Source organism: Sutterella wadsworthensis 2_1_59BFAA (genome assembly GCF_000297775.1).
In the GTDB taxonomy this organism is placed as follows: Bacteria; Pseudomonadota; Gammaproteobacteria; order Burkholderiales; family Burkholderiaceae_F; genus Sutterella; species Sutterella wadsworthensis_A.
Window position 1 is genome coordinate 314,434 of sequence record NZ_JH815514.1, and the last position, 22,448, is coordinate 336,881.

23 protein-coding genes are annotated in these 22,448 nt (G+C 62.8%); 11 read left to right on the forward strand and 12 right to left on the reverse strand.

The features are described from left to right. Positions 1-33: 33 nt before the first annotated feature. Complete coding sequence (glmS, locus tag HMPREF9465_RS03565) at positions 34-1,866, forward strand: glutamine--fructose-6-phosphate transaminase (isomerizing) (protein WP_005434179.1); 1,833 nt, start codon at positions 34-36, stop codon at positions 1,864-1,866. Between the two features lie 85 nt (positions 1,867-1,951). On the opposite strand, the gene HMPREF9465_RS03570 is transcribed toward glmS, so the two are convergent. Continuing rightward, on the reverse strand, positions 1,952-2,599 hold the full coding sequence (locus tag HMPREF9465_RS03570; RefSeq protein ID WP_005434183.1) for a MarC family NAAT transporter: 648 nt from the start codon (positions 2,597-2,599) through the stop codon (positions 1,952-1,954). Positions 2,600-2,949: 350 nt separating this feature from the next. Between HMPREF9465_RS03570 and HMPREF9465_RS03575 the strand changes: the two genes are divergently transcribed. Continuing rightward, complete coding sequence (locus HMPREF9465_RS03575; RefSeq protein ID WP_005434185.1) at positions 2,950-4,254, forward strand: dicarboxylate/amino acid:cation symporter; 1,305 nt, start codon at positions 2,950-2,952, stop codon at positions 4,252-4,254. A 415-nt stretch (positions 4,255-4,669) separates the two neighbouring features. Then, on the forward strand, positions 4,670-4,975 hold the full coding sequence (locus HMPREF9465_RS03580; protein WP_005434187.1) for a group II intron maturase-specific domain-containing protein: 306 nt from the start codon (positions 4,670-4,672) through the stop codon (positions 4,973-4,975). A gap of 132 nt (positions 4,976-5,107) precedes the next feature. Here HMPREF9465_RS03580 and HMPREF9465_RS03585 read toward each other — a convergent pair whose 3' ends face one another. From HMPREF9465_RS03585 to HMPREF9465_RS03600, 4 genes are all read right to left on the reverse strand, one after another. Then, positions 5,108-6,532: a DegQ family serine endoprotease gene (locus HMPREF9465_RS03585; RefSeq protein WP_005434188.1), complete on the reverse strand. Its 1,425-nt coding sequence runs from the start codon at positions 6,530-6,532 to the stop codon at positions 5,108-5,110. A gap of 158 nt (positions 6,533-6,690) precedes the next feature. Next, positions 6,691-8,037 carry an ATP-binding protein gene (locus tag HMPREF9465_RS03590; RefSeq protein WP_005434189.1) on the reverse strand — a complete coding sequence of 449 codons (1,347 nt, stop codon included), beginning with the start codon at positions 8,035-8,037 and terminating at the stop codon, positions 6,691-6,693. 3 nt (positions 8,038-8,040) lie between these two features. Next, positions 8,041-8,697 (reverse strand): response regulator transcription factor, encoded by a 657-nt coding sequence (locus tag HMPREF9465_RS03595; RefSeq protein ID WP_005434190.1) that lies wholly within the window; start codon positions 8,695-8,697, stop codon positions 8,041-8,043. Further along, positions 8,678-9,262 (reverse strand): hypothetical protein, encoded by a 585-nt coding sequence (locus tag HMPREF9465_RS03600; protein ID WP_005434191.1) that lies wholly within the window; start codon positions 9,260-9,262, stop codon positions 8,678-8,680. The genes HMPREF9465_RS03595 and HMPREF9465_RS03600 overlap by 20 nt, the downstream gene beginning before the upstream one ends. Positions 9,263-9,313: 51 nt before the next feature. Here HMPREF9465_RS03600 and HMPREF9465_RS03605 point away from each other — a divergent pair, with 51 nt between their 5' ends. Together HMPREF9465_RS03605 and HMPREF9465_RS03610 are read left to right on the forward strand one after the other, a co-directional pair. Beyond that, positions 9,314-9,718: a DUF4870 family protein gene (locus HMPREF9465_RS03605; protein WP_005434192.1), complete on the forward strand. Its 405-nt coding sequence runs from the start codon at positions 9,314-9,316 to the stop codon at positions 9,716-9,718. A 36-nt stretch (positions 9,719-9,754) separates the two neighbouring features. Beyond that, on the forward strand, positions 9,755-10,318 hold the full coding sequence (locus HMPREF9465_RS03610; protein ID WP_005434193.1) for a YaeQ family protein: 564 nt from the start codon (positions 9,755-9,757) through the stop codon (positions 10,316-10,318). Between the two features lie 46 nt (positions 10,319-10,364). Here HMPREF9465_RS03610 and HMPREF9465_RS03615 read toward each other — a convergent pair whose 3' ends face one another. The 5 genes from HMPREF9465_RS03615 to cydP form a co-directional block, all read right to left on the reverse strand. Beyond that, entirely contained in the window at positions 10,365-10,748 is a 384-nt protein-coding gene (locus HMPREF9465_RS03615; protein WP_005434194.1) for a group II truncated hemoglobin, read from the reverse strand. Positions 10,749-10,762: 14 nt separating this feature from the next. After that, positions 10,763-11,053, reverse strand: a complete 291-nt coding sequence (locus HMPREF9465_RS03620) for a cyd operon YbgE family protein (RefSeq protein WP_005434195.1) — start codon at positions 11,051-11,053, stop codon at positions 10,763-10,765. A gap of 142 nt (positions 11,054-11,195) precedes the next feature. After that, the gene (cydB, locus tag HMPREF9465_RS03625) at positions 11,196-12,335 is read right to left on the reverse strand and encodes a cytochrome d ubiquinol oxidase subunit II (RefSeq protein ID WP_005434197.1); all 1,140 of its coding nucleotides are present in this window, start codon (positions 12,333-12,335) and stop codon (positions 11,196-11,198) included. A 14-nt stretch (positions 12,336-12,349) separates the two neighbouring features. After that, positions 12,350-13,900: a cytochrome ubiquinol oxidase subunit I gene (locus HMPREF9465_RS03630; RefSeq protein WP_005434198.1), complete on the reverse strand. Its 1,551-nt coding sequence runs from the start codon at positions 13,898-13,900 to the stop codon at positions 12,350-12,352. A gap of 15 nt (positions 13,901-13,915) precedes the next feature. After that, entirely contained in the window at positions 13,916-14,119 is a 204-nt protein-coding gene (gene cydP / locus HMPREF9465_RS03635; RefSeq protein WP_005434200.1) for a cytochrome oxidase putative small subunit CydP, read from the reverse strand. Between the two features lie 154 nt (positions 14,120-14,273). Between cydP and HMPREF9465_RS03640 the strand changes: the two genes are divergently transcribed. Further along, positions 14,274-15,503 (forward strand): sigma 54-interacting transcriptional regulator, encoded by a 1,230-nt coding sequence (locus tag HMPREF9465_RS03640; protein WP_005434201.1) that lies wholly within the window; start codon positions 14,274-14,276, stop codon positions 15,501-15,503. Continuing rightward, positions 15,500-16,420 carry an alpha/beta fold hydrolase gene (locus HMPREF9465_RS03645; RefSeq protein WP_038006350.1) on the forward strand — a complete coding sequence of 307 codons (921 nt, stop codon included), beginning with the start codon at positions 15,500-15,502 and terminating at the stop codon, positions 16,418-16,420. The genes HMPREF9465_RS03640 and HMPREF9465_RS03645 overlap by 4 nt, the downstream gene beginning before the upstream one ends. Before the next feature lie 79 nt (positions 16,421-16,499). Here the strand turns inward: HMPREF9465_RS03645 and HMPREF9465_RS03650 are convergent, their stop codons facing one another. Together HMPREF9465_RS03650 and HMPREF9465_RS12195 are read right to left on the reverse strand one after the other, a co-directional pair. Beyond that, positions 16,500-16,910 (reverse strand): DUF1801 domain-containing protein, encoded by a 411-nt coding sequence (locus tag HMPREF9465_RS03650; RefSeq protein ID WP_231289334.1) that lies wholly within the window; start codon positions 16,908-16,910, stop codon positions 16,500-16,502. 193 nt (positions 16,911-17,103) lie between these two features. Beyond that, the gene (locus HMPREF9465_RS12195; RefSeq protein ID WP_147645216.1) at positions 17,104-17,655 is read right to left on the reverse strand and encodes a DUF3455 domain-containing protein; all 552 of its coding nucleotides are present in this window, start codon (positions 17,653-17,655) and stop codon (positions 17,104-17,106) included. A 238-nt stretch (positions 17,656-17,893) separates the two neighbouring features. Between HMPREF9465_RS12195 and HMPREF9465_RS03660 the strand changes: the two genes are divergently transcribed. Genes HMPREF9465_RS03660 through HMPREF9465_RS03675 form a run of 4 tightly spaced genes read left to right on the forward strand, consistent with a single transcriptional unit; the run spans position 17,894 to position 22,440 of the window. Then, the gene (locus tag HMPREF9465_RS03660) at positions 17,894-18,472 is read left to right on the forward strand and encodes a 2-oxoacid:acceptor oxidoreductase family protein (RefSeq protein ID WP_005434209.1); all 579 of its coding nucleotides are present in this window, start codon (positions 17,894-17,896) and stop codon (positions 18,470-18,472) included. Further along, a complete protein-coding gene (locus tag HMPREF9465_RS03665) occupies positions 18,465-19,730 on the forward strand; it encodes a transketolase C-terminal domain-containing protein (protein ID WP_005434211.1) in 1,266 nt (421 codons plus the stop codon). The genes HMPREF9465_RS03660 and HMPREF9465_RS03665 overlap by 8 nt, the downstream gene beginning before the upstream one ends. Before the next feature lie 3 nt (positions 19,731-19,733). Further along, the gene (locus HMPREF9465_RS03670) at positions 19,734-20,792 is read left to right on the forward strand and encodes a thiamine pyrophosphate-dependent enzyme (protein WP_005434213.1); all 1,059 of its coding nucleotides are present in this window, start codon (positions 19,734-19,736) and stop codon (positions 20,790-20,792) included. A gap of 22 nt (positions 20,793-20,814) precedes the next feature. Then, positions 20,815-22,440 carry an NAD(P)-binding protein gene (locus HMPREF9465_RS03675; protein ID WP_005434215.1) on the forward strand — a complete coding sequence of 542 codons (1,626 nt, stop codon included), beginning with the start codon at positions 20,815-20,817 and terminating at the stop codon, positions 22,438-22,440. Positions 22,441-22,448: the final 8 nt, after the last annotated feature.

The following is a 22,448-nucleotide window of genomic DNA, read 5'->3' on the forward strand; positions in this document are numbered from 1 at the left end:
AGGGCCGCCCGAAGAACGTTTGGAGAGAAAGAAATGTGTGGTATCGTCGCCGCCGCGAGTCATCGCGATGTCGTGCCCATGCTTTTGGAAGGCCTTCGTCGCCTTGAATACCGTGGCTATGACTCCTGCGGGGTCGCCACGCTTGATCAGGGCGTCCTGAAGAGGGCCCGCACCGTGTCCCGCGTGCACGAGCTTGTCGAGCGCGTGGCCGAAGACGGCGTCAAGGGCACCGTCGGCATTGCGCACACGCGCTGGGCCACCCACGGCGCTCCCGAGGTCTGCAACGCTCATCCGCATATCTCGCGCAACCGCATTGCGCTGGTGCACAACGGCATCATCGAGAATCACGAGGAGATCCGCCGCGAGCTTCAGGCCAAGGGCTATGAGTTCACGAGCCAGACCGACACGGAAGTGGTCGCACATCTCATCAACGACAACGATGACGGCGATCTGCTCAAGGCCGTCATGACAGCCGTCACGCGCCTGCGCGGCAGCTATGCCATTGCCGTGATCGCCGCCGACGAGCCCGACCGCGTCATCGCCGCCCGTCAGGGCTCGCCCATGGTCGTGGGTGTCGGCGACGGTGAGAACTTCATTGCCTCCGACGCCATGGCGGTCGGCGGCACGACGGATCGCATCGTCTATGTTCACGAGGGCGACGTCGTCGACGTTCGTCCGGATTCCTGGCAGGTCTACGAGCGCACGGAGGCGGGTGAATTCATTCCCGCCGACCGTGAGGTCAAGGTGGTTCACGCCTATGCGGGCGCCGTCGAGCTCGGGCCCTACCGTCATTTCATGCAGAAGGAGATCTTCGAGCAGCCCCGAGCGGTCGGCGACACGCTCGAAGGCGTGGCAGCCTTCTCCCCCACGCTCTTCGGCGCCGAAGCCGAAGGCATCTTCCGCAACACGCAGCGCCTGCTCTTCCTTGCCTGCGGCACGTCGTACTATTCCGCTCTCACGGCCAAGTACTGGATCGAGGAGATCGCAGGCATTCCGTGCGACGTCGAGATCGCGAGCGAATACCGCTACCGCGTCTCCGTGCCCGATCCGAGGACGCTTGTCGTGACGATCTCCCAGTCGGGTGAAACGGCCGATACGTTGGCGGCCCTTCGCCATGCCCGCGACGAGCTGGGCATGTCCCAGACGCTCACCATCTGCAACGTGGCGACGTCGGCCATGGTGAATGAGAGCCGTTTGGCCTACATCACGCGCGCTGGCGTCGAGATCGGCGTTGCATCCACGAAGGCCTTCACGACGCAGCTTACCGCTCTCTATCTGCTTGCCTGCACGCTTGCCAAGCTCAACGGCCGCCTCACGAAGGAGGATGAGGAGACGGAGCTCAAGCGCCTGCGCCATCTGCCAGCCGCAATGAGCGCCGTGCTCGCGCTCGAGCCTCAGATTATCGCCTGGGCGGAAAGATTTGCCGCCAAGCAGCATGCGCTCTTCCTCGGTCGCGGCGTGCACTATCCGATCGCGCTCGAAGGGGCCCTGAAGCTCAAGGAGATCAGCTACATCCACGCCGAAGCCTATCCCGCCGGCGAGCTCAAGCACGGTCCGCTTGCACTGGTTGACCGCGAAATGCCGGTCGTGACGGTTGCGCCCAACGACCGCCTGCTTGAAAAGCTCAAGAGCAACATGCAGGAGGTTCGTGCCCGTGGCGGCGAACTCTATGTCTGCGCCGACGGCGACTCCGTCATCGAGTCGTCCGAGGGCATGCATGTCATCCGCATGCCTGAAAACTACGGCCGTCTTTCGCCGATCCTTCACGTGGTGCCGCTGCAGCTCCTTGCGTACCACACGGCTCTTGCCCGCGGAACGGATGTGGACAAGCCCCGCAACCTCGCCAAGAGCGTGACGGTCGAATAAGACCGCGCCCTGCAGACGAAGCAAGAAGCAAAGGCCGCAACCCATCAGGGGCTGCGGCCTTTTCAATTCGGAGGTGTGAAACGGACTAGCCGCCCGCCATGAACGTGCGGATGCCCGAGCCGATGAACTGCACGCCGATGCAGATGAGCAGGAAGCCCATGAGCTTGCCCAGCACGAGCGTGCCGGAGGGGCCGAGCCTGCGGGTCAGGATGTCGGAGTAGCGCATGACGGCCCAGGAGGCCATGGCCGTGAAGATGATCGCAAGGACCGTCCAGCCGAAGGCGATGGCGATGTCCGCATAGTTGGAAAGCTCGGCGATCTCGGTGGAGAAGCCGATCACGACGGCGATCGTACCGGGGCCGGCGATGCCCGGCATGGCAATCGGGAAGAAGGCGTAGTCGTCCTTGTCGCGTCGCACGATGGGCGCCTTGTTCGGCGAGCTTCCGCCGAACAGCATCTGATAGCCGATGGCTGCGACGACGAGGCCGCCGGAGATTCGCATGGCGCCGTAGGAGATGCCGAAGAACGCGAGCAGCATGTTGCCGCCCACGAGGCTTACGGCCATGATGATGCCGGCATAGATGCCGGCCCAGTTCGCCTGCTGGCGGCGGCGCTCCTCGGACATGCCCTGCGTCAGGCTGACGAAGAGCGGGAGCTTCGAGAGCGGATTGGTGATCACGAGCAGCGACACCAGACCGCCGAGAAAATACTGAAAATGGATGGCTTCCAACATGATTGAGCTGAGGACCGGCACCTAGTCGGAAAGGGGGGCCGAAAAAGGGATGCGTCACATTAAGACATTGCGCGGTGTTTTGCAAGACATGGGCGGTTTGTCGTATGCAGACGAGCGTTTTTGTACGTCGGATTAGGTGAACGCCCTAAGGATTTCGCGGTACATAAGGAATAACCATTAAGAAAATCCGCTATGGATGCAAGAAGTGCCTTATTATTGGGAGTCCTTCAAAACGTCCTTTTCGGGGGGCGTTTCTGATGACGATCGCTGCCTCCTTCCCGGAGGCTCCATCCAGAAAAAAATTACACGGCAGACGGATTCGTCCGTCGGCCAACCCGGAGACCTCATAAATGTCCGCGGCTTCTGCAAACCATAAAACTCCGATCTACAAGGTGCTGTACTTTCAGGTCATCTGCGCCATTGTCATCGGCATTCTCCTGGGCTTTCTTGCACCCGAGATCGGTGCTCAGATGAAGCCCTTCGGCGACGGCTTCATCCGCCTCATCAAAATGATCATCGCGCCCGTGATCTTCTGCACGGTCGTGACAGGCATTGCGGGCATGGAGGACATGAAGAAGGTCGGCAAGACCGGCGGTCTTGCGCTTCTCTACTTTGAGGTCGTCTCGACCATCGCGCTCATCATCGGCCTCATCATCGTCAACACGGTCCAGCCCGGCGTCGGCATGCACGTCGATCCGAACACGCTCGACCAGGCTGCGGTTTCCGCCTATACGGGTCCCGGCAAGATGCAGACGACGACGGAATTCCTGATGAACGTCATCCCGAATACCGTCGTGGGCGCCTTTGCCAACGGCGACATCCTGCAGGTGCTCTTCTTCTCCATCCTCTTCGGCTTCGCGCTGCACAAGTTCGGCGGTCGCGGCACGCTGATCTTCGATGTGATCGAGAAGTCCGCACACGTTCTCTTCCAGATCGTCGGCATGATCATGCGCGTGGCCCCCGTCGGCGCCTTCGGTGCCATGGCCTTCACGATCGGCAAGTACGGCATCGCTTCGCTGCTGCCGCTGGCGAAGCTGATGGGCACGTTCTATCTGACCTGCCTTCTCTTCATCTTCGGCGTGCTCGGCACCATCTGCCGCATCCACGGCTTCTCGATCATGCGCTACATCTCCTACATCAAGGAGGAGCTCCTGATCGTGCTCGGCACGTCCTCGTCCGAGTCCGTGCTGCCGCGCATGATGACGAAGATGGAGCTCGCCGGCGTGTCCCGCTCCGTCGTGGGCCTCGTCATTCCGACGGGCTACTCCTTCAACCTTGACGGCACCGCCATCTACCTGACGATGGCTGCGGTCTTCATCGCCCAGGCCTGCGACGTCTCCATGACGCTCACTCAGCAGCTCACGCTGCTTGCCGTGCTGCTCCTCACCTCGAAGGGCGCCGCCGGCGTGACGGGTTCGGGCTTCATTGTGCTTGCCGCCACGCTCTCCGCCGTCGGCCATGTGCCTGTCGCCGGTCTTGCACTCATTCTCGGCATCGACCGCTTCATGTCCGAGGCCCGCGCCCTCACCAACATGATCGGCAACGGCATCGCCTGTGTCGTGGTCGGCCACTGGTGCAGGGAGGTCGATAACGACAAGCTCAAAGTCATGATGCACAGCAAGAAGAAGTATCACGAGAACGAGGACGCGTCCTGAAGGGACGGTTCCTGAATACCGGTAATGAAAAAGGCTGCCCGAAGGGGCAGCCTTTTTGCTTCGGTGTGCTCGGCATGGGCACGTTCTAACGGGTGAAAGTCCCGAGAGGGGCCGGCAGTGGCAACCTCATAGCCAAAAGCAAGGTGTGCGTCGCGAGGCGTAGGCTGAAAGAAGCTGGAGGCAAGCCCTTGAGCTGATGAACAAGAACCTCATCAGGCATATGACGGTGGATAAGTCTGCAAGGCAAGACGAAGTCCAATAACTGCACGGAACCGTCGGTGTAAATGAGGCAGCTATATGAGGGGAAAGAGCGTGTTCTACCCGAGGAGATCTCACGGACACCGCCCCAACAGGGCGATGGAGTAAAGCTTGCCGTGAGAAGTCAGCAGAAGCCTTGAAGAGTACAGAAAGGAGCATGAAGGCTTTCGTCCGTGGCTGGGTCAACTATTTCGCGGCGTCGACGATGGCGAAATTCGTCAGACGCACCGATGAATGGTTGCGCAGACGCATCCGTCAGATCTACTGGAAACAGTGGAAGAAGGTTCGGACTAAGTTTGCGGCGCTCAGGAAACTGGGCGCAGACGACAGGGTGGCTTGGGAGTGGGCCAATACCCGCAAATCGTACTGGCATACGGCAAACAGTTGGATACTCTCGACCTCGCTGACAAATGACCGACTCCGAAACTTGGGATGGACGTGCCTAGGGGACGTTTACAAGTAGGATGTTCTCTGAGGTTATTGATAATCGCCCACTGCGGATCCGCACGGTGGGTGGTGTGGAAGGGGCTGAGGACCGAAAGTCCTCACCCCTATCCGATTGGCTCCCTGAGGGAGCCCCTGTTTGTGACGGATCTTATTTCTTGGCCTGAAGCTTGACGGGGATGAAGATGCGTCCGCCGTTGCGCTGCACGAGAAGGAGAACCTTGTTGTCCTTGCACTGCTCGAGCAGGTCGTCTCGGCTCTTGAGGAGCTTGCCGTCGGCGCTCACGAGGATGTCGCCCGCACGGATGCCTGCCTTGGCGGCGGAACCGGAAGCCTGGGTGACGAGAAGACCGGTGGTTTCAGCCTTCTTCTCCTCCTCCTTCGTAAGCGGGCGGGTCGTCACGCCGAGGCGGGTTTCATTGGCTGCCGTGGCCTGCTTCTCCTCGGTCGCCTTGTTGGAGCCGACCGTCACCTTGATTTCCTGCTCCTTGCCGTCGCGGAAGACCGTCATCGTGACTTCGGTGCCCGGACGGATGGTGCTCACGAGAGAGGGCAGTGTGACGGAGGAGGTGACCTTCTTGCCGTTGAGCGCAAGAATGACGTCGCGCTCACGCAGGCCTGCCTTTTCGGCGGGGCTGTCCTTTTCGGTCTTCGTCACGAGGGCGCCCTCAGGCGTCTTGAGGCCGAGGCTGTCGGCGAGCTCCTGATTGATTTCCTGGATGAAGACGCCGACATAGCCGCGGGTGACCCTGCCGTCCTTGACGAGCTGGTCCTTGATCTGCATGGCCAGATCGATCGGGATGGCGAAGGAGAGGCCCATGAAGCCGCCCGACGTCGAGAAGATCTGGGAGTTGATGCCGACCACTTCCCCCTGCATGTTGAAGAGCGGACCGCCGGAGTTGCCGGGGTTGACGGCCACGTCGGTCTGGATGAACGGCACATACTGGTCGCTCGGGAGGTTGCGCGAGAGCGCGGAGACGATGCCGGCCGTCACGGTGTTGTCGAGGCCGAACGGGCTGCCGATGGCGGCCACCCATTCACCGACCTTGAGCTTGCTGGAGTCGCCTATCTTGAGTACGGGCAGGTCCTTCGCTTCGATCTTGATGACGGCGATGTCGGTCTGCTTGTCGGAGCCGAGCACCTTGCCCTTGAATTCACGCTTGTCGGTGAGGCGGACGATGAGTTCATCGGCGCCCTCGACCACGTGGGCGTTCGTCATGATGATGCCGTCGGAGGAGACGATGAAGCCGGAGCCCGTGCCGCGCTGCTCGGGAATTTCCTGCGGACCGAAGTCGAAGGGAATGCCGAAGCGGCGGAAGATCTCTGCGCCGCGCGGATCAAGGCCCGGAATGCCGGCGTTTTCAACTGTGCGGGCGTTGCGGATCATCTGGATGTTCACGACGCCGGGGCCGTTGTCCTCGACGAGCTTCACGAAGTCGGGGAGTTGCACCTGCTGCTTGTCTTCAGAGCCGCCGAAGATGGTGACGCCGGCAGTGGCCGGAACGGCGATGGAGCTGATGACGGCCGCGACCGCCAGAGAGAGCGTCGCGGAGCGGGCGATTTTCGATGCAAACATGCTTTTTTCCTGAGTGTGAGTCCCGGAAACGATGCGGCTGGGCCGCATTGTTTCCCAATTGATCCAACAACTTTATCGCAAAACGGATGGACGGGGTATCAGCTACAGGTAATGGTTGTGCAACAGGGGTTAAATTTGTAACAGAAGGGAAGTCCCTGTCAGACAGCCGCAGCGGCTGCGCCGAGCTTCGGAAGGCGGATGCGGAAGGTCGTGCCGCGCCCGTCAAGGCCGTCGTCGATTGCGATCGTACCATGATGGATGTCGACGATGCGCTTGACGATGGCGAGCCCGAGGCCTGTGCCCGAGGTCTTGGTGCCGAGCGCGCGGTAGAAGCGGTCGAAGACGCGTTCGCGCTCCTCGGGGGCGATGCCCGGACCGTTGTCGCAGATTTCGATGACTGCGCCGTCGGTGTCCGCATCGGTTCGGGTGCGGATTTCGATGCGCCCGCCCTCAGGCGTGTAGCGCACGGCGTTGTCCGTGAGGTTCGTCATCATCAGCCGCACGGCGTCCTCGAGCCCTTCCGTTGAGGCGGGTTTCGTGACGGCCGTGACCGTGATGCTCTTCTGGGAGGCAATGGGCGTCATGTCCTCGCACACGCTGTGGGCGAGGCTGTCGAGCTTGATCGTGCTTGCGGGATGCTTCGTCGAATCGGGATCGAGACGCGCAAGCGTGAGGAGCTGCTGCACGAGGCGGGTGGCTCTGTTGATGCCCTCGTTGAGGCGCATGAGGCTCTTCTCGCGCGCCTCGTCGGTCTTGGCGCGCTGTGCGAGCTGAACCTGAAGCTTGAGGGCCGTCAGCGGCGTGCGGAGTTCGTGAGCGGCGTCGGAGGCGAAGCGCTGCTGTGCGGAGAGGCTTTCGCGCAGTCGGTCCAGCAGTTGGTTGATGGCGCTGACGAGGCCTGCGAGCTCAAGCGGAAGCCCCTTCGTCGAGATGGGTTCGAGAGACGTGGGCGATCGGCGTGCGACGGAGCGTGCCGTCTTCTCGAGTGGTGCGAGGCCGCTGCCCACCACGATCCAGACGGCGATCGCGATGAAGGGCAGAAGCAGGCAGAGAGGCTGCAGGACGCGGAAGGCGGACGAGGCGGCGAGTTCGGTTCGCACGGCCGTGTCCTGGCCCACCGTGATGATGAGCGGGCCAGCCGGCGTAGAGTAGGTGCGCCAGTTGACACCGTTGAGCTTGGCTCTGGCAAAGCCCGGCGCGTCGGGAAGCGGCAGGTATGGCTGATCCTCGCGCTGCCAGACGGTGTTGTTCGCGGAGTCGTAGACCTGGACCACGATGTGGTAGGACTGCGCGTCGCCGATGATGGTCAGGTGATCGGGATCGGCAAGCGGGAAGGAGTGCGTGACGGACTGCGCAAGCGATTCCGCCGTTTCCTTCAAATGCGTGTCGAGAAACTTGTTGAACTCCGTCTGGGCGGAGAAGAACGTTGCCGCGGCCGTCGTGAAGCCGGCCGCGAGCAGCGCGCCGATCAGTGTAATCAGGAGCTTCCTGCGGATGGAGTGCATGGACTAGGTTTCGAGAAGGTAGCCGACGCCGCGCACGGTCTTGATGGCGTTGTCGGAGAGCTTCTTTCTCAGATGGTGGATGTGAACCTCGATGGCGTTCGAGCCCACGGTATTGTCCCAGTTGTAGAGCTTCTCCTCGAGCTGGGAGCGGCTCCAGACGACGCCCTGGCGTTCGGCGAGGGCTGCGAGCAGAGCGTACTCCTTGGAGGAGAGGATGACGGGCTCACCGTTGAAGGTGACTTCGCGCGTGGCGGGGGAGATCCTCAGGGCGCCGCGTTCGATGATCGGGTCCGCACGGCCTGCGGAGCGGCGCAGCAGGGCGCGCACGCGGGCCGAGAGCTCATCGAGCTCATAGGGCTTGACCAGATAGTCGTCGGCGCCGCTGTCGAGACCCTTGACGCGGTCGTCGACGGTGTCGCGGGCGGTCGTCACGAGAACGGGCGTCGGGTCGCGTCGGGCGCGGACCTCCTTGAGAACCTGAAGGCCGTCCTTGCCGGGCAGGCCCAGATCGAGGATGACGAGGGAAAACGGCGTGGTCTTCATGGCGAGCAGCGCGGACTGTCCGTCACGGACCCAGTCGACTGCGTAGTCCTCGCTTTCAAGGAAGGCAACGAGGCTTTCACCGATCATGTCATCGTCTTCAGCGACAAGAATTCTCATGTTTTTTCTCTTGATATCGTTGATGCAGGCGGCAGAGCGCGGTCCTCAGCACGACGGCCGCCGTGAAGGCGAGCAGCATCAGGCCGGGCAGCGTCATCCTTACGTGCGTGAGCGTGGTCGTCGCAGCCATGAGCCGCTCGGCCGCAGGCATGAGGACAAGAATCCAGAAGAGGACCCAGAGCACGGTGAAGAGGACGGCATAGAGGCAGACGGCGGGCCTGCCGCCGCTTTGCGAGGCAAGCGCGACGGTGCCGTTGAAGCGCCATCCGACTGCGGGCACGACTCTTGCGGCCGCGCCTGCCGGACCGTGTTTCCGGAGCCACTGCCCTATTGTATAGTCGCAGGCAGAAGGCGGCGGAACCTCCTCTCTCTTTTTGTGCCGCAGGCCGATCCGCCACAGCAGGAGCGTGAGGCACGCCGAGCCGAGCGCGACGGCGCCGGCCGCTTCAGCGGGTCCCGTGATGCGGGCGGTCGCAAACAGCACCGCCATCAGGATGGCGGCGGTTCGGTCCGCAGATGCGAGAAGAAAAAGGATGGGGAGCGCCCAGTCGCTGATAAAATTCATGGCGATGCGTTGGCGGAAAGGTCAAGGCATGAACATTTTAGAGGAAGAACCATGGAACCCCGGGTATACGAACCGTCCGACGGCACGCGCATCGTCGCGCACGTCGTTTATGGCCTGCACACCGTCTCGATCCTGCTCGGACTGATGACGGGCGCTTCCATTGCAGGCGCCTTCATCTTTTCGTGGCCTTCCATTCTGGCAGTGATCCTGAACTACATCTTCCGCGGCGACGCGGAGGGGACGTACCTTGAAAGCCATTTCGCATGGCAGATCCGCACCTTCTGGCTGGCGGCGCTCTGGCTCGTCGTAACGGGGCTCTTCGGCTGGGCCCTGCTTTTCTTCGGGATCGGATTCTTCATCTTGATCATCGGCTTTCTCGTTCTCGGCGTCTGGATTGCGTACCGCATCGGCTACGGCTGGCTCAGGCTCGGACGTCACGAGGCGCTGCCGCTTTGATGGCGGCACGGGAAGGACGCAAAGGAACAAAACGAAATGGCTTTGGGAGCAACCGTCTACAAGGCGACGATCGACGTCTCGGACCTGGACCGCGACAGTTACGGCAACTACGTGCTCACGATCGCACGTCATCCTTCCGAAACGGAGGAGCGCCTGATGCTCCGCGTGCTGGCGTTCTGCCGGCTGGCGGGCGAACGTCTGGAGTTCGGCCGCGGACTTTCAACGGAAGGCGAACCCGCGCTCTGGGAGATTGACGACACGGGGGCGATCGTCCAGTGGATCGAGGTGGGATGTCCCGACGTCAAGCAGGTGAGAAAGGCTGCGGGCCGCAGCGAACACGTGCAGATCGTCGCCTACGGCGAGGATCGCGTCGAACCCTGGTGGGAGGGAAACAAGGGAGACTTCGCCAAGATCGGCAAGCTCACGGTCGTGAGCGTGCCCGACGATCAGGTGACGGCGCTTGCCTCGATGGCGTCGCGCAACATGAAGCTTGCGGTCACGATCCAGGACGGCATCCTCTGGATCAGCGACGATCGTGATTCGCTTCAGATCGAGGTGACGGTCCTGCAGACCGAGCACGAGCGGTACTCGGACTTCTGATCCGCACCGCGCCAAATGAGAGAAGCCGCCTGATGGGCGGCTTCTCTCATTTGGTGCGGAGGCTGTCCGCCATGCGCCAGAAGGCGCCCTCGAGGTAGAGGCGGAGCTCCTCGTCGGAGACCGTCTCGCGAAGGGCCGTTCGCATGCAGAGCATCCATTCATCGCGCGCCTCGCCGTCAATGGCGAAGCTTCGATGGCTCTCCCTCAGCATGGGCATGCCGTGGCGCTCCTGATAGAGCGCGGGACCGCCTAGCCAGGTGCTGAGGAATTCGGTCATGCGCAGCTCGTACTTGGAGAGGTCCTCCGGGTAGAGGCTGCGAAGCCTCTGGGCCCCGGGAAGCGTCTTCAGAGCCTCGATGTAGGCCTTGACCAGCCGAATGACACCCTCCTCGCCGCCCAGGCGTGCGTAGAGAGAATTGAGATTCGACATGACGTCCTTTCCCCTTATGAAAAAACCTGCCAGGCGCCGATCAGTAGCATGGTCCAGCCGACGGGCAGAGAGAGCAGCCTGCGCAACCAGCGGTTCTCCGGCGTGAAGCCGAAGCCGCAGATCCAACAGATACTCATGCCCATCATCATGAGGACGAACCAGCCGTGCGGCACCGACGCGCCGTCCGTGGCGACGGCGCGCGGATAGATCACGACCAGAGCCACGACGGCGGCAGCCGCGAGGATGGACAGCGTGCGGATGAATCCGTTGGCGCCGGGCGTCTTCTTGAGTTCGTCAGTGCTCATTCTTGGACAGGACGACTTCAACGACGGAAGCGAGAAGGATGGCAAAGGCCAGCCCCATCACCCAGTAAAAGTAAGCCATGGTTGTTTCCTCTTTCAGTCGGGACCGGCTGGGCCGGTCCCGGTTGTCGGATGTTGCGCTCGATCAGTAGAGCGAGTGCGAGTTCTTCTCGATGTATTCGCTGTTGAGCTTGCCGCTCATGACCTTGTAGGCCCAGCCGGTGTACAGGAGCACCAGCGGGAGGAAGATCAGCGTGACGAACAGCATGATTTCAAGCGTCAGCTGCGAGCTCGTGCAGTCCCAGAGGGTGAGTCCGGCGTTGGGCATCGTCGAGGACGGCATGACGAACGGGAACATCGCGAGCAGCGGCGTCAGGATGATGCCGAGCAGCGAGGCGGCCGAGAGCACGAAGGCGAAGCCGGGCTTGTTCGCACGGACCATGACGGCGCCGCCGAGCGCGCCGATCACGCCGAGAGCGGGCACGAGCCAGAGCACGGGCACGGAGGCGAAGTTGGCGAACCAGGCGCCGGCCTGAATCTCGACGGTCTTGGCGAGCGGGTTGGCCGGGCCGGCGGGATCAAGACCGGCGACGGCGACGTAGCCGTCGATGCCGGCCCAGACCCAGAGGCCGCCGATCACGAAGAGCACGGCGGAGACGATGCCTGCGATGAAGGCGACGTTGCGGGCACGGGCCTGCAGGGCACCTTCAGTGCGAAGCGTCAGGTAGTTGCCGCCGTGGGCCACGATCATGACGAGCGAGAGCACGCCGCAGAGCAGGCCGAACGGATTCAGCAGGCCGAAGAACGAGCCCGTGTAGATCGGACGCATCGTTTCGTCGATGTGGAACGGAACGCCCTGCAGCAGGTTGCCGAAGGCGACGCCGCAGATCACCGGCGGGATGGCGGAGCCGAGGAACAGGAGCCAGTCCCACGTCGTGCGCCACTTCGTGGCGGCCACCTTGGAGCGGAAGTCGAAGGCGACGGGACGGAAGATGAGGGCCATCAGCAGGACGAGCATCGCCCAGTAGAAGCCGGAGAACGCCGTAGCGTACATCATCGGCCAAGCGGCGAACATGGCGCCGCCGCCGGTGATGAGCCAGACCTGGTTGCCGTCCCAGTGCGGAGCGACGGAGTTGATCATCACGCGGCGCTCGTTGTCGTCCTTGCCGAGGAACGGCAGGAGCGAGCCGACGCCCATGTCGTGGCCGTCCATGACGGCGAAGCCGACGAGCAGCACGCCGATGAAAAGCCACCAGATTACTTTGAGGATTTCATAGTCGATCATGTCAGAGCCTCGGCTTAGTTGCGTTCAAAGTGGTAGCGGCCGGTGCCGAGAGCGCTCGGGCCGCGCCTGCTGATGCGGATCATCAGCCACATCTCCACGACCAGCAGGGCGGTGTAGAGGACGCCGAAGCCCAGAAGCGAACCGGCGACGTCACCCGCGGTGAGAGCGGAGACGGAGAGATGCGTCGGAAGGACGTTGTAGATGGTCCAGGGCTGGCGGCCGTATTCGGCGACGAACCAGCCGGCTTCGCTGGCGATCCAGGGAAGCGGCAGGGCCAGCACGGCGAGGCGCAGGTACCAGGCCTTCTCGGCGATTTCATTCCTGAAGGAATAGAAGAGGCCGAGGACGAAGACGAGGGCCATGGCCAGACCGGAGCCGACCATGATGCGGAAGGACCAGAACATCGGGGTCACGGACGGAATCGTGTCGGCGGCAGCCTGCTTGATCATTTCGGGCGTGGCGGCGTTGACGTCGTTCGTGTAGCGCTTCAGGAGAAGACCGAAGCCGAGGTCGTCGCGCACGGCGAGGAACTGTTCGCGGAGCTGTTCGTTGGCGGGATCCTTGCGGAGCTGTTCAAGTACGCCGATGGCCTTCTGGCCGTTGACGATGCGCTGCTCGGCCTGGGCCGTGAGCTCCTTGATGCCCGGAATCTCGGTGGAGAGGGAGCGGGTGCCCATCAGGCCGAAGAGCCAGGGCACGTCGATCTGGGCGTGATTCGTCTGGGCGGCTTCGTCGGGGATGGCGAAGAGCGTCAGCGGAGCCGGAGCCTCATGCGTTTCCCAGATGGCTTCCATGGCGGCGATCTTGGTCGGCTGGTCCTTCGTGACGAGGTAGCCGGATTCGTCGCCCATCTGGATGGTCATCAGGGTGGCGATCATGCCGAAGACGGCGGCGAGGCGGAAGGAGGAGCGGGCGAACTGCAGGTCCTGACGGCGGAGCATGTAGTAGGCGGAGATGGCCATCACGAAGATGGCGCCCGTCATGTAGCCGCCGGCGACGGTGTGGACGAACTTGGCCTGAGCCCATTCGTTCGTGAGAACGGCCCAGAAGTCGACCATTTCCATTCGCATCGTCTGGAAGTTGAACTCAGCGCCGACGGGATTCATCATCCAGGCGTTGGCAACGAGAATCCAGAGGGCGGAGAGGTTGGAGCCCACGGCCATGAGGATCGTAGCGGCAAGATGCTTGCCCTTGGAGAGGCGGTCCCAGCCGAAGAAGAATAGGCCGATGAAGGTGGACTCAAGGAAGAAGGCCATCAGGCCTTCGATGGCGAGCGGGGCGCCGAAGATGTCGCCCACGTAGTGGGAGTAGTAGGCCCAGTTCGTGCCGAACTGGAACTCCATGGTGATGCCGGTGGCAACGCCGAGGGCGAAGTTAATCCCGAAGAGCTTGCCCCAGAAGCGGGTCATGTCTTTGTAGATTTCCTTGCCGGTAAGGACGTACGTCACTTCCATGGCCACGAGCATGAACGAAAGTCCGAGCGTCAGGGGCACGAAGATGAAGTGGTACATCGCGGTCACCGCAAACTGAAGGCGGGACAGGTCAACAAGATCAGATGGGATCATTGAGGACTCCAGATGTTATTTGGTTGGATTGGCTTTGGCAGGTGCGTCCGCAGCGCCCAGCACGACGTTTCCGACAACGTCGGCATTCACTTCGGGACGATGCTCGGGACTGAAGAAGAAGTACCAGAGGCCGAAGATGAAGAGAAGCTTGCACGCGATCACGACTGCGATTTCGCGGCCGAGCTTCGACTTGCCAGGGGAGACGTTGTTGGTTTTCATTGCTGGGAAATACGACGGATGCACATCAACAGGTTCATGCTAAGGCCGTCCGAGCCGAAAAAACCGCAGGAACTTTCTAACAAAACTTGCAAATTGACTAAAACGACATGAGTGTGTCAGTATGGCAGTCAGTTTGACATGCGGAGTGGCAGATATGTCAGTCAGTTCTGAGTTGAAGACCGTCCTCGACGCGTTTGACGATCCGAGGCTTCTCGTGAGGGCGGACCATACGGTGGCGTATGCCAACCGCGCCTTCGTGAGGCGCTACGGGCGGCAGGATTTTGCAGGAAGGAGCTGCTATGAGCTTCTCTTCCACAAGTCGTCGTGCTGCGCCGAATGCGGCGAGCGCTGTCCGCTTGAGAGCGCGGCCGTCACGGGGGCGTCCGAGACGGTGCTGCGCAGGGAGCTCGGGCCGACGGGCGTGCGCTATCTCGAGCTCTGCAGCACGCCGCTCAAGGGGGCGGACGGAAGAGCGGTGCTCTTCATGGAGTCGATTGCGGACCGAAACGGCACCCAGGAGCCCCTGAATCTCAGGGGTGTCGTGGCCGAGTCGCCAGCCACGAAGGCCGTCCTCGAGAAGATCTCGCTCGTCACCGCGCTCGACGTGCCCGTGCTCTTCATCGGGCCTTCGGGGAGCGGCAAGCGGGAGTTCGCCCGCCTGCTTCATGAAAACTCCCGCCGCGCAGCACACTCCTTTCTCTGCGTCGACTGCAGGGGGCTGACGCCCGCAAAGCTCAGCAGGGAGCTCCAGCTCACCGCCCCCTTCGGTCTTTCCGGCGGCACGCTGTATCTGAAGGGCATCGAGGAGCTCTCGGCCGACATGCAGGGCGCCGTGCTCAGGATGCTCGAGACGGGCAGCTGGGTTGACACGGAGGGCGCGAGCTGCGAGCGAGCCGACATCCGCCTCGTCTGCGGAACGAGAAAGTCGTTGGCCGAACTGCTGGAGGCGGACGTCCTGAGGGAGGAGCTCTACTACAGGCTTTGCGTCTGCCCGATCCGGGTGCCCGGACTGGAGGAGCGTGCGGAGGACCTGCCCGAGATCGTGCGCCTCACGCTTCAGAGCCTGAAGGCGAAGGGACTCGAGCTCAGGCTTGCTCCGGGCGTCTGCGAGGCGCTTTCCCGCCGCACGTGGCGGGGTCACGTGCGCGAACTGCAGGCCGTGCTCGAGCGCGCGGCCATCTTCAGCCGCGGGGAAATCGTCGGCGTCGAGACCCTCTTCGACGACGAGCCTGTTCCTGCCGAGGGGCGGGACGCCTCCGAGGAGGCGCGCCTGCGTGCTTTAATTAGAGGCTGGAAGGGATCCAGAGCCGACCTTGCCGCGCATCTCGGCGTGAGCGAGCGCACCGTCTATCGCTGGATCGAACGTAGCCGTCAGGAGAAATGAAAGTGGGATGCCCCGAAGAACTGCTGTTTGATCTGGTCGAAGGAGAGGAGCACAGAGAGGTTGCGCTCGCAGACGGAGCCCTCAGCTATGCCGTGGCCTCATGCAGGAGCGGCCCGTGTGCGGGCACGATCGTGCTCATTCACGGCGTGGGCTCCAATGCGAGCCGCTGGGAGGAGTTTACGGAGCAGACGCCGCTGCGCGAAGGCTGGCGGATCATTCGCCTTGACCTGAGGGGACACGGTGCGAGCGAGTCCCGCGAAAAGGCGACGCTTGAGATTCATGCGGCCGACCTGATGCGGGTGCTGGACGACGCCGGCATTGAGAAGGCCGTGCTTGTCGGGCACAGCCTGGGCGCACAGATCGCCATGCGTGCCGCCGTGCTGTACCCGGACCGAATCCAGGGCATGGTGCTGATGGATCCTCTGGTGACGTCCGCCCTTACGCCCTCCGCCCTCGCGCATCGCAGGAAGTATCCGCTTCTCGTCACCGTGGAGTTCCTCGCCCGCATGCTCAATGCGCTCGGCATCCGCCGCCGCATGCCCCACTACAGCCTCAGGGCGCACGACCGCAAGGCGCGGGAGATGTTGGCCCGAGGCGGCGACGCCCTGCAGGCCTTCATCGACGAATACTCGTCCCCGCTCAAGGACCTCGGCCACATTCACACCGCCTGCTACATGCGCGACATTCTCGAAGTGGGCCGCGAAACGCCTGATCTCTCCGGCGTCGGGTTCCCCGTGCTGGTGATCGGCGCGTCGTCGGGAACCTTCACGGATGCGGGCCGCATGCAGGAATGGGTCAGGAGTCTTCGCGACGGTTCCTGGGCCGTCGTCAACTGTTTCCACTGGCCTCTGACGGAATGTCCCGAGGAGGTGAGCCGCATCATCGAGGAATGGATCGGAAGGGAGTTCCGCGGCTGAGCGGGAGCCTGTGAAGGGAAAAAGAAAAAGCCTGCGGCATTTGAGCTGCAGGCTTTTTTGATGTTCGACGCGCGGCATCTTATTTGGCGGCGGGCGCTTCCTCGTCTTCGCGGTTGATCGTGATGCGCACGATCGGCGGGGCGGCCTCGACGTCCTTTTCGGTCAGGCCCCAGAGGGCGACGAGATCAGCTTGGGACGGCGGCTCTTCGGCGCTGGCCTTGCGGGCGCGCCTGCAGACAAGGGAGGCGCGGACAAGCTTTTCGACGACGTCGAGCGAAAGGCAGTTAAGATCGGGAAATTCAACGCGGCAGTGCTCGATGTCGATGTTCTTGATCTTGTCTTTGAAATCCTTGACGACGTCTCGCTCGGCCAGATAGAGGACAAGCGACTTTTCATGGGATTCGACGGCAAAGAGCGGCCCGTCGAGTTCATAAAAGGCGAGTCCGAAGCGCATGCTTTCACGAACGCCTCGGGCAGAGCGGCGAATCATGCTGCAGACTCGCGCCATAGCAACGCGCCGGTCGTTGGGAAGGCTTTGCAGATAGCCTCCGACCGTCGTAGCGGCAGGAACCATGAATAGCTTCTCCGATGAAATTTTGTAGTAAAGACCTACAATTTTATCAAAATTTGGCCTATCTTGGCCGAAAATCGGAGCAGGAATGTGATTCCGCCTTCAACAGGCATCAACGCCAGAACGTGTAGTCGGCCTCAAAGGGGCGCGAAAGACGCTGTCCCTGCTGTGATGCGGAGCACTTGGTGAGCGGCATTCCGCCTCGGGTATTGGTGCGCTCCACATAGCGCACGCCCGCGAAGGTTCCCTTCTTCGGGGCCGAGGCCTTGAAGACGGCGTCGGTCAGATCCTCGGCGCTTCGCCTCGGTCCGTTCGTGAGGACGGACATCTTCAGGGTGGTGCCGTCGGAGGCGGTGATGCTCCAGTCGGAATTGAGCGTGCCCACCTTGGTGTTGCCGCGGTAGAGCCCTCCCGAGGGATGCGAGAAGCGCCAGTAGAAGCCCTTGGCGTCGTAGGAGCAGACGAAGTGCATGCGGCCCCTGGCCGTGCGGGTGGAGATCCTGCTGGCGGAGCTGATGGCGTCGCGCCAGTGGGAGACGCTCCTGCCGTCCTGACCGGAGACGCCCGGCGTGCCCTGGGGCAGGAGCGACGAACAACCCGCAAGCACTACGGCACAGGCGATTGCGGAAAAAGCGACAAGAGGACGTGGCGAACGGAGGGGCATGGCGGTCGAAATGCGGAGATTGCGGGCGGGTCGGCCGAGGATTAGCGTGAATAGGACAGGCGTCCACGGCCGCGGGCTAATACAATCAAACATAATAATCGGATACATGAGTGTCAACCTTGGTAGAGTTAACGGGTTTTGCCGATGACTCAAAAGAGGCTTCGGACACAGGATCAGAACGGTCGCAGCTCCGCCCAGGAGATAGCGGTGCGGCCATCATTTTTACGGGGGGACTGCAGTGTTCCAAATTCGCATTCACGGCCGCGGCGGACAAGGTGTTGTTACGGCTGCGGAGATGCTGGCGCTCGCCGGCTTCATGGAGGGCCATCATGCACAGGCCTTCCCGAGCTTCGGCTCCGAACGCACGGGCGCGCCGGTTGTGGCCTTCGCCCGTCTCGCATCTTCCGAGATCCGCCTGAGGGAGCCCGTGCTCGAGCCGGACGTCGTGCTCGTGCAGGACAAGACGCTGCTCGAGAGCGTCGACGTGTTCAAGGGCCTGCGCGAGGACGGCTATGTACTCATCAATTCGAGCGAGACGCCCGAGGCTCTCGGACTTGAGGATCTGAAGAAGCGTCTGCCTGAGGGGCACTTCCTCTGCGTGCCGGCCACGGCCTATGCTCTTGAAAAGATCGGCCGCCCCCTGCCCGGCGCCGCAATGCTCGCGGGCATGGCCGCCATGACGGGCAGCATGAAGCTCGAAAGCGTCATCGCCGCCTACAACGAAAAGTTCTCGGGCCGTGTCGCCCAGGCCAACGCCGAAGTCGCGAAGCTGGCCTTTGATTCGGTCAAGTCGATGCTCGGAGGTGTTCATGCTTAAGCAGTTGGAAGGCAGCCAGGGCGTTGCCCAGGCCGTGGCGCTCTGCCGCCCCGAAGTCGTCTGCGCGTACCCGATCTCGCCGCAGACCCACATCGTCGAGGCCCTTGGCGCGCTCTGCCGCAAGGGCGTCCTCAAGGATTGCGAGTACATCAACGTCGAGAGCGAGTTCGCGGCCATGTCCGTTGCCATCGGCGCATCGGTTGCCGGCGCCCGCGCCTATACGGCCACCGCCTCCCAGGGCCTGCTCTTCATGGTCGAGGCGGTCTACAACGCGTCCGGTCTCGGACTCCCGATCGTCATGACGGTCGCCAACCGTGCGATCGGCGCACCGATCAACATCTGGAACGACCATTCGGACTCCATGAGCCAGCGCGACAGCGGCTGGATCCAGCTCTTTGCGGAGACCAATCAGGAGGCCGTCGACCTGCACATCCAGGCCTTCCGCATCGCGGAGGAGCTCTCGCTGCCCGTCATGGTCTGCATGGACGGCTTCGTGCTCACCCACGCCTTCGAGCGCATGGACATTCCCTCCCAGGAGGACGTCGACGCGTTCCTGCCGCCCTATGAGCCGCGTCAGGTGCTCGATCCCGATCATCCGTACTCGATCGGCGCCATGGTCGGCCCCGAGGCCTTCACGGAAGTCCGCTGGCTTGCCCACAAGCGCATGCTCGATGCGCTGCCTGCCATTGAAAAGGCGTCTGCGGACTTCGCAGAGCGCTTCGGCCGCAAGTCGGGCGGTCTGCTCGACACCTATCGCATGGAGGATGCGGAGGTCTGCGTGCTTGCCATGGGCTCCATCCTCGGCACGATCAAGGACACGGTGGACGAAATGCGCGAGGCGGGCGTCAGGATCGGCGTGCTCTGCCTCAAGAGCTATCGTCCGTTCCCCGACGAAGCCTTTCGCGAGGCCGTCAAGTCCGTCAAGACGCTCGTCGTGCTCGAACGCATGGTGAGCGCAGGCAGCGGCGGCGCGCTCTATCTCGACGTGCTCAAGGCCGTCCGCAGGGAGCCCGTGGAGCTTCGCAGCGTCATTGCCGGCCTTGGCGGCCGCGCGGTCACGAAGGCGAGCCTGCGCGCGGTGTTCGAGTCCGCCTGCAACGGTACGCTCCCCGACGAAACGGTGTTTCTCGACCTTGACAGGACGCTTGTCGAGCATCAGCTAGCCCGCGAGGCCGAACAGCGCCACACCGGCCCCGTGGCCGAATCGTTGAACCGTGAAGTGAATGAAAGAAAGATTCTTCAGGGCGAGGAGATTTAAAGAATGAGCGAGGTCGTACATTTCTATCAAACGGGAACCTTCACCGTAGGCAACCGTCTTGTCACGCCTGAAGAGCGTGCGGGGCAGGCCTCCATGGAGCGCACCAATGCGCTCACGTCCGGTCACCGCGCCTGTCAGGGCTGCGGCGAGGCGCTCGGCGCCCGCTACGCGGTTGATGCGGCGATGCGCGCCGTGAACGGCCGTTTGGCCGCGGCCAACGCCACGGGCTGCCTTGAAGTCTTCTCGACGCCCTATCCTGAAACGAGCTGGCAGCTGCCCTGGTTCCACTCCCTCTTCGGCAACACTGCGGCGGTGGCGACCGGCATGGCCGCCGCCTTCAAGGTGAAGGCGAAGAAGTCGGGCGGCGCTGAAACCCGCGTGATCGCCATGGGCGGCGACGGCGGCACGACCGACATCGGGTTCGGCTGCCTCTCCGGCATGTTCGAACGCAACGATGACGTGCTCTACATCTGCTACGACAACGAGGCCTACATGAACACGGGCGTGCAGCGCTCGTCCGCCACGCCTCCCGCCGCCCGCACGACGACGACCCAGGTCGCGGGCGACGAACCCGGCAACGCCTGGGGCCAGGGCAAGGACGTGCCGCTCATCGCAATGGCGCACGGCATTCCCTACGTCGCGACGGCGACCGTGGCCGATCTTCGCGATCTTGAGCGCAAGGTGACGAAGGCCATGAGCGTGCGCGGTGCCCGCTACATCCACATTCTCGTGCCTTGCCCGCTCGGCTGGGGACACGGTTCCGGCCTGACGGTTCAGATGGCCCGCATGGCTCAGCAGACCGGCATCTTCCCCGTTTTCGAGGCTGAATACGGTGAAGTCACCGGCGTGAGCAAGATCCGCCGCAAGATTCCCGTCGAGCAGTATCTGAAGCCGCAGAAGCGCTTCGCCCACCTGTTCGGCAAGAACGCGGACCTCACCGTCATCGCCCGCATTCAGGCCATGGCGGACCGCAATATCAAGGACTACGGCCTGATCGACGAGGAAGAGGTCGAAACGCATCCGACGGCGGTTCAGGGTGATGAGCGTGCTCATCACTTTTGATAGAGAAGATTAGGAGATATCTGTGAGCAGCAAACCCTTTGCCATTACGCTCGATGTCGGCACGTCGCTGGCCAACCGCACCGGAAGCTGGCGCACGCTGCGCCCGGTCTATGTGAACCGCCTCCCTCCGTGCAATGCCAAGTGTCCCGCCGGCGAGCAGTGCCAGGCATGGCTCTACCATGCTGAAAGCGGCGACTACCGTCACGCCTGGGAGAAGATCGTCGAGGACAATCCCTTCCCCGCCTGCATGGGCCGCGTGTGCTACCACACGTGCGAGTCCGCCTGCAATCGCGGCGAGCTCGACGAGTCCGTCGGCATCAACGCCGTCGAACGCTTTCTCGGCGACCATGCGCTTGAAAACGGTTGGTCGTTCAAGAAGCCCGAGACGAAGAGCGGCAAGCGCGTTCTTGTCGTGGGCGCAGGTCCTGCAGGCCTTTCCGCCGCCTACCATCTCGCCCGCATGGGTCATGAGGTCTGCGTGCGCGACGGCGCCAAGGCCGCAGGCGGCATGATGCGCTACGGCATTCCGAAGTACCGTCTGCCCCGTGAGGTTCTTGACAAGGAGATCGCGCGCATCGCCGAGCTTGGCGTGAAGTTCGAGCTCTCCCGCGAGGTGACCGATCTGGCCGCCGAAATGAAGGAAGGCGGCTTTGACGCCGTGTTCCTCGGCGTTGGCGCAAGCCTTGCCCGCCGAGCCTACATTCCCGCCGGCGACGCCGCGCACGTGCTTGACGCCGTTACGGTGCTCCGCTCCATGGAAGGCGAGGAGCAGCCGCTTCTGGGCCGCCGCGTGGTGGTCTACGGCGGCGGCAACACCGCCATCGACGTGGCCCGCACCGCAAAGCGCCTTGGCGCCGAGCCGCTGGTCGTTTACCGCCGCACCCGCGAGCGCGCTCCCGCCCATCAGTTCGAGATCGAGGAGGCCATCGAGGAAGGCGTGCACATGAAGTGGCTCTCCACCATTGCGCATGCCGACGAAGGCGAGATCCGCATCGAGAAGATGAAGCTTGACGAGAGCGGCCGTCCCGTCCCGACGGGTGAGTTCGAGACGGTGAGCGCCGACAGCGTCGTGCTCGCCCTCGGTCAGGAGACGAACCTGAAGTTCCTCGAAGGCATCGACGACCTTCAGATGGAGAACGGCAGCGTCGTGGTCGACGGTTCGATGATGACGGGCTGTCCCGGCATCTTCGCCGGCGGCGACATGGTGCCGGGCGAGCGCAACGTGACCGTGGCGATCGGCCATGGCAAGCGAGCCGCCCGCTCGATCGATGCCTGGCTTGCCGGTCGTCCGATGCCTGCCGCCGAAGAACGCCAGCCCGCGACCTTCGGCCGTCTCAACACGTGGTACTACGCGGATGCGCCCAAGTCCGTGCGTCCCCAGCTTGACCTCGTTCGCCGTCAGACGACGTTCGACGAGGTGGTCCAGGGGCTCACCGAGCAGACTGCGCTCTTCGAGGCCCGCCGCTGCATGTCCTGCGGCAACTGCTTCGAGTGCGACAACTGCTACGGCGTCTGTCCTGACAATGCCATCATCAAGCTCGGTCCCGGCAAGAAGTTCCGCATCAACTACGAGTACTGCAAGGGCTGCGGCATCTGCGCCAACGAGTGTCCCTGCGGCGCGATCGACATGGTGCCCGAGTCCATCTGATGCACCTG

What these genes read in the sequence shown, in the direction of transcription:
- glmS (WP_005434179.1), top strand. Translation starts at nt 34, where the DNA reads ATGTGTGGTATCGTCGCCGCCGCGAGTCATCGCGATGTCGTGCCCATG.
- HMPREF9465_RS03570 (WP_005434183.1), bottom strand. Translation starts at nt 2,599, where the DNA reads ATGTTGGAAGCCATCCATTTTCAGTATTTTCTCGGCGGTCTGGTGTCG.
- HMPREF9465_RS03575 (WP_005434185.1), top strand. Translation starts at nt 2,950, where the DNA reads ATGTCCGCGGCTTCTGCAAACCATAAAACTCCGATCTACAAGGTGCTG.
- HMPREF9465_RS03580 (WP_005434187.1), top strand. Translation starts at nt 4,670, where the DNA reads ATGAAGGCTTTCGTCCGTGGCTGGGTCAACTATTTCGCGGCGTCGACG.
- HMPREF9465_RS03585 (WP_005434188.1), bottom strand. Translation starts at nt 6,532, where the DNA reads ATGTTTGCATCGAAAATCGCCCGCTCCGCGACGCTCTCTCTGGCGGTC.
- HMPREF9465_RS03590 (WP_005434189.1), bottom strand. Translation starts at nt 8,037, where the DNA reads ATGCACTCCATCCGCAGGAAGCTCCTGATTACACTGATCGGCGCGCTG.
- HMPREF9465_RS03595 (WP_005434190.1), bottom strand. Translation starts at nt 8,697, where the DNA reads ATGAGAATTCTTGTCGCTGAAGACGATGACATGATCGGTGAAAGCCTC.
- HMPREF9465_RS03600 (WP_005434191.1), bottom strand. Translation starts at nt 9,262, where the DNA reads ATGAATTTTATCAGCGACTGGGCGCTCCCCATCCTTTTTCTTCTCGCA.
- HMPREF9465_RS03605 (WP_005434192.1), top strand. Translation starts at nt 9,314, where the DNA reads ATGGAACCCCGGGTATACGAACCGTCCGACGGCACGCGCATCGTCGCG.
- HMPREF9465_RS03610 (WP_005434193.1), top strand. Translation starts at nt 9,755, where the DNA reads ATGGCTTTGGGAGCAACCGTCTACAAGGCGACGATCGACGTCTCGGAC.
- HMPREF9465_RS03615 (WP_005434194.1), bottom strand. Translation starts at nt 10,748, where the DNA reads ATGTCGAATCTCAATTCTCTCTACGCACGCCTGGGCGGCGAGGAGGGT.
- HMPREF9465_RS03620 (WP_005434195.1), bottom strand. Translation starts at nt 11,053, where the DNA reads ATGAGCACTGACGAACTCAAGAAGACGCCCGGCGCCAACGGATTCATC.
- cydB (WP_005434197.1), bottom strand. Translation starts at nt 12,335, where the DNA reads ATGATCGACTATGAAATCCTCAAAGTAATCTGGTGGCTTTTCATCGGC.
- HMPREF9465_RS03630 (WP_005434198.1), bottom strand. Translation starts at nt 13,900, where the DNA reads ATGATCCCATCTGATCTTGTTGACCTGTCCCGCCTTCAGTTTGCGGTG.
- cydP (WP_005434200.1), bottom strand. Translation starts at nt 14,119, where the DNA reads ATGAAAACCAACAACGTCTCCCCTGGCAAGTCGAAGCTCGGCCGCGAA.
- HMPREF9465_RS03640 (WP_005434201.1), top strand. Translation starts at nt 14,274, where the DNA reads ATGTCAGTCAGTTCTGAGTTGAAGACCGTCCTCGACGCGTTTGACGAT.
- HMPREF9465_RS03645 (WP_038006350.1), top strand. Translation starts at nt 15,500, where the DNA reads ATGAAAGTGGGATGCCCCGAAGAACTGCTGTTTGATCTGGTCGAAGGA.
- HMPREF9465_RS03650 (WP_231289334.1), bottom strand. Translation starts at nt 16,910, where the DNA reads ATGATTCGCCGCTCTGCCCGAGGCGTTCGTGAAAGCATGCGCTTCGGA.
- HMPREF9465_RS12195 (WP_147645216.1), bottom strand. Translation starts at nt 17,655, where the DNA reads ATGCCCCTCCGTTCGCCACGTCCTCTTGTCGCTTTTTCCGCAATCGCC.
- HMPREF9465_RS03665 (WP_005434211.1), top strand. Translation starts at nt 18,465, where the DNA reads ATGCTTAAGCAGTTGGAAGGCAGCCAGGGCGTTGCCCAGGCCGTGGCG.
- HMPREF9465_RS03670 (WP_005434213.1), top strand. Translation starts at nt 19,734, where the DNA reads ATGAGCGAGGTCGTACATTTCTATCAAACGGGAACCTTCACCGTAGGC.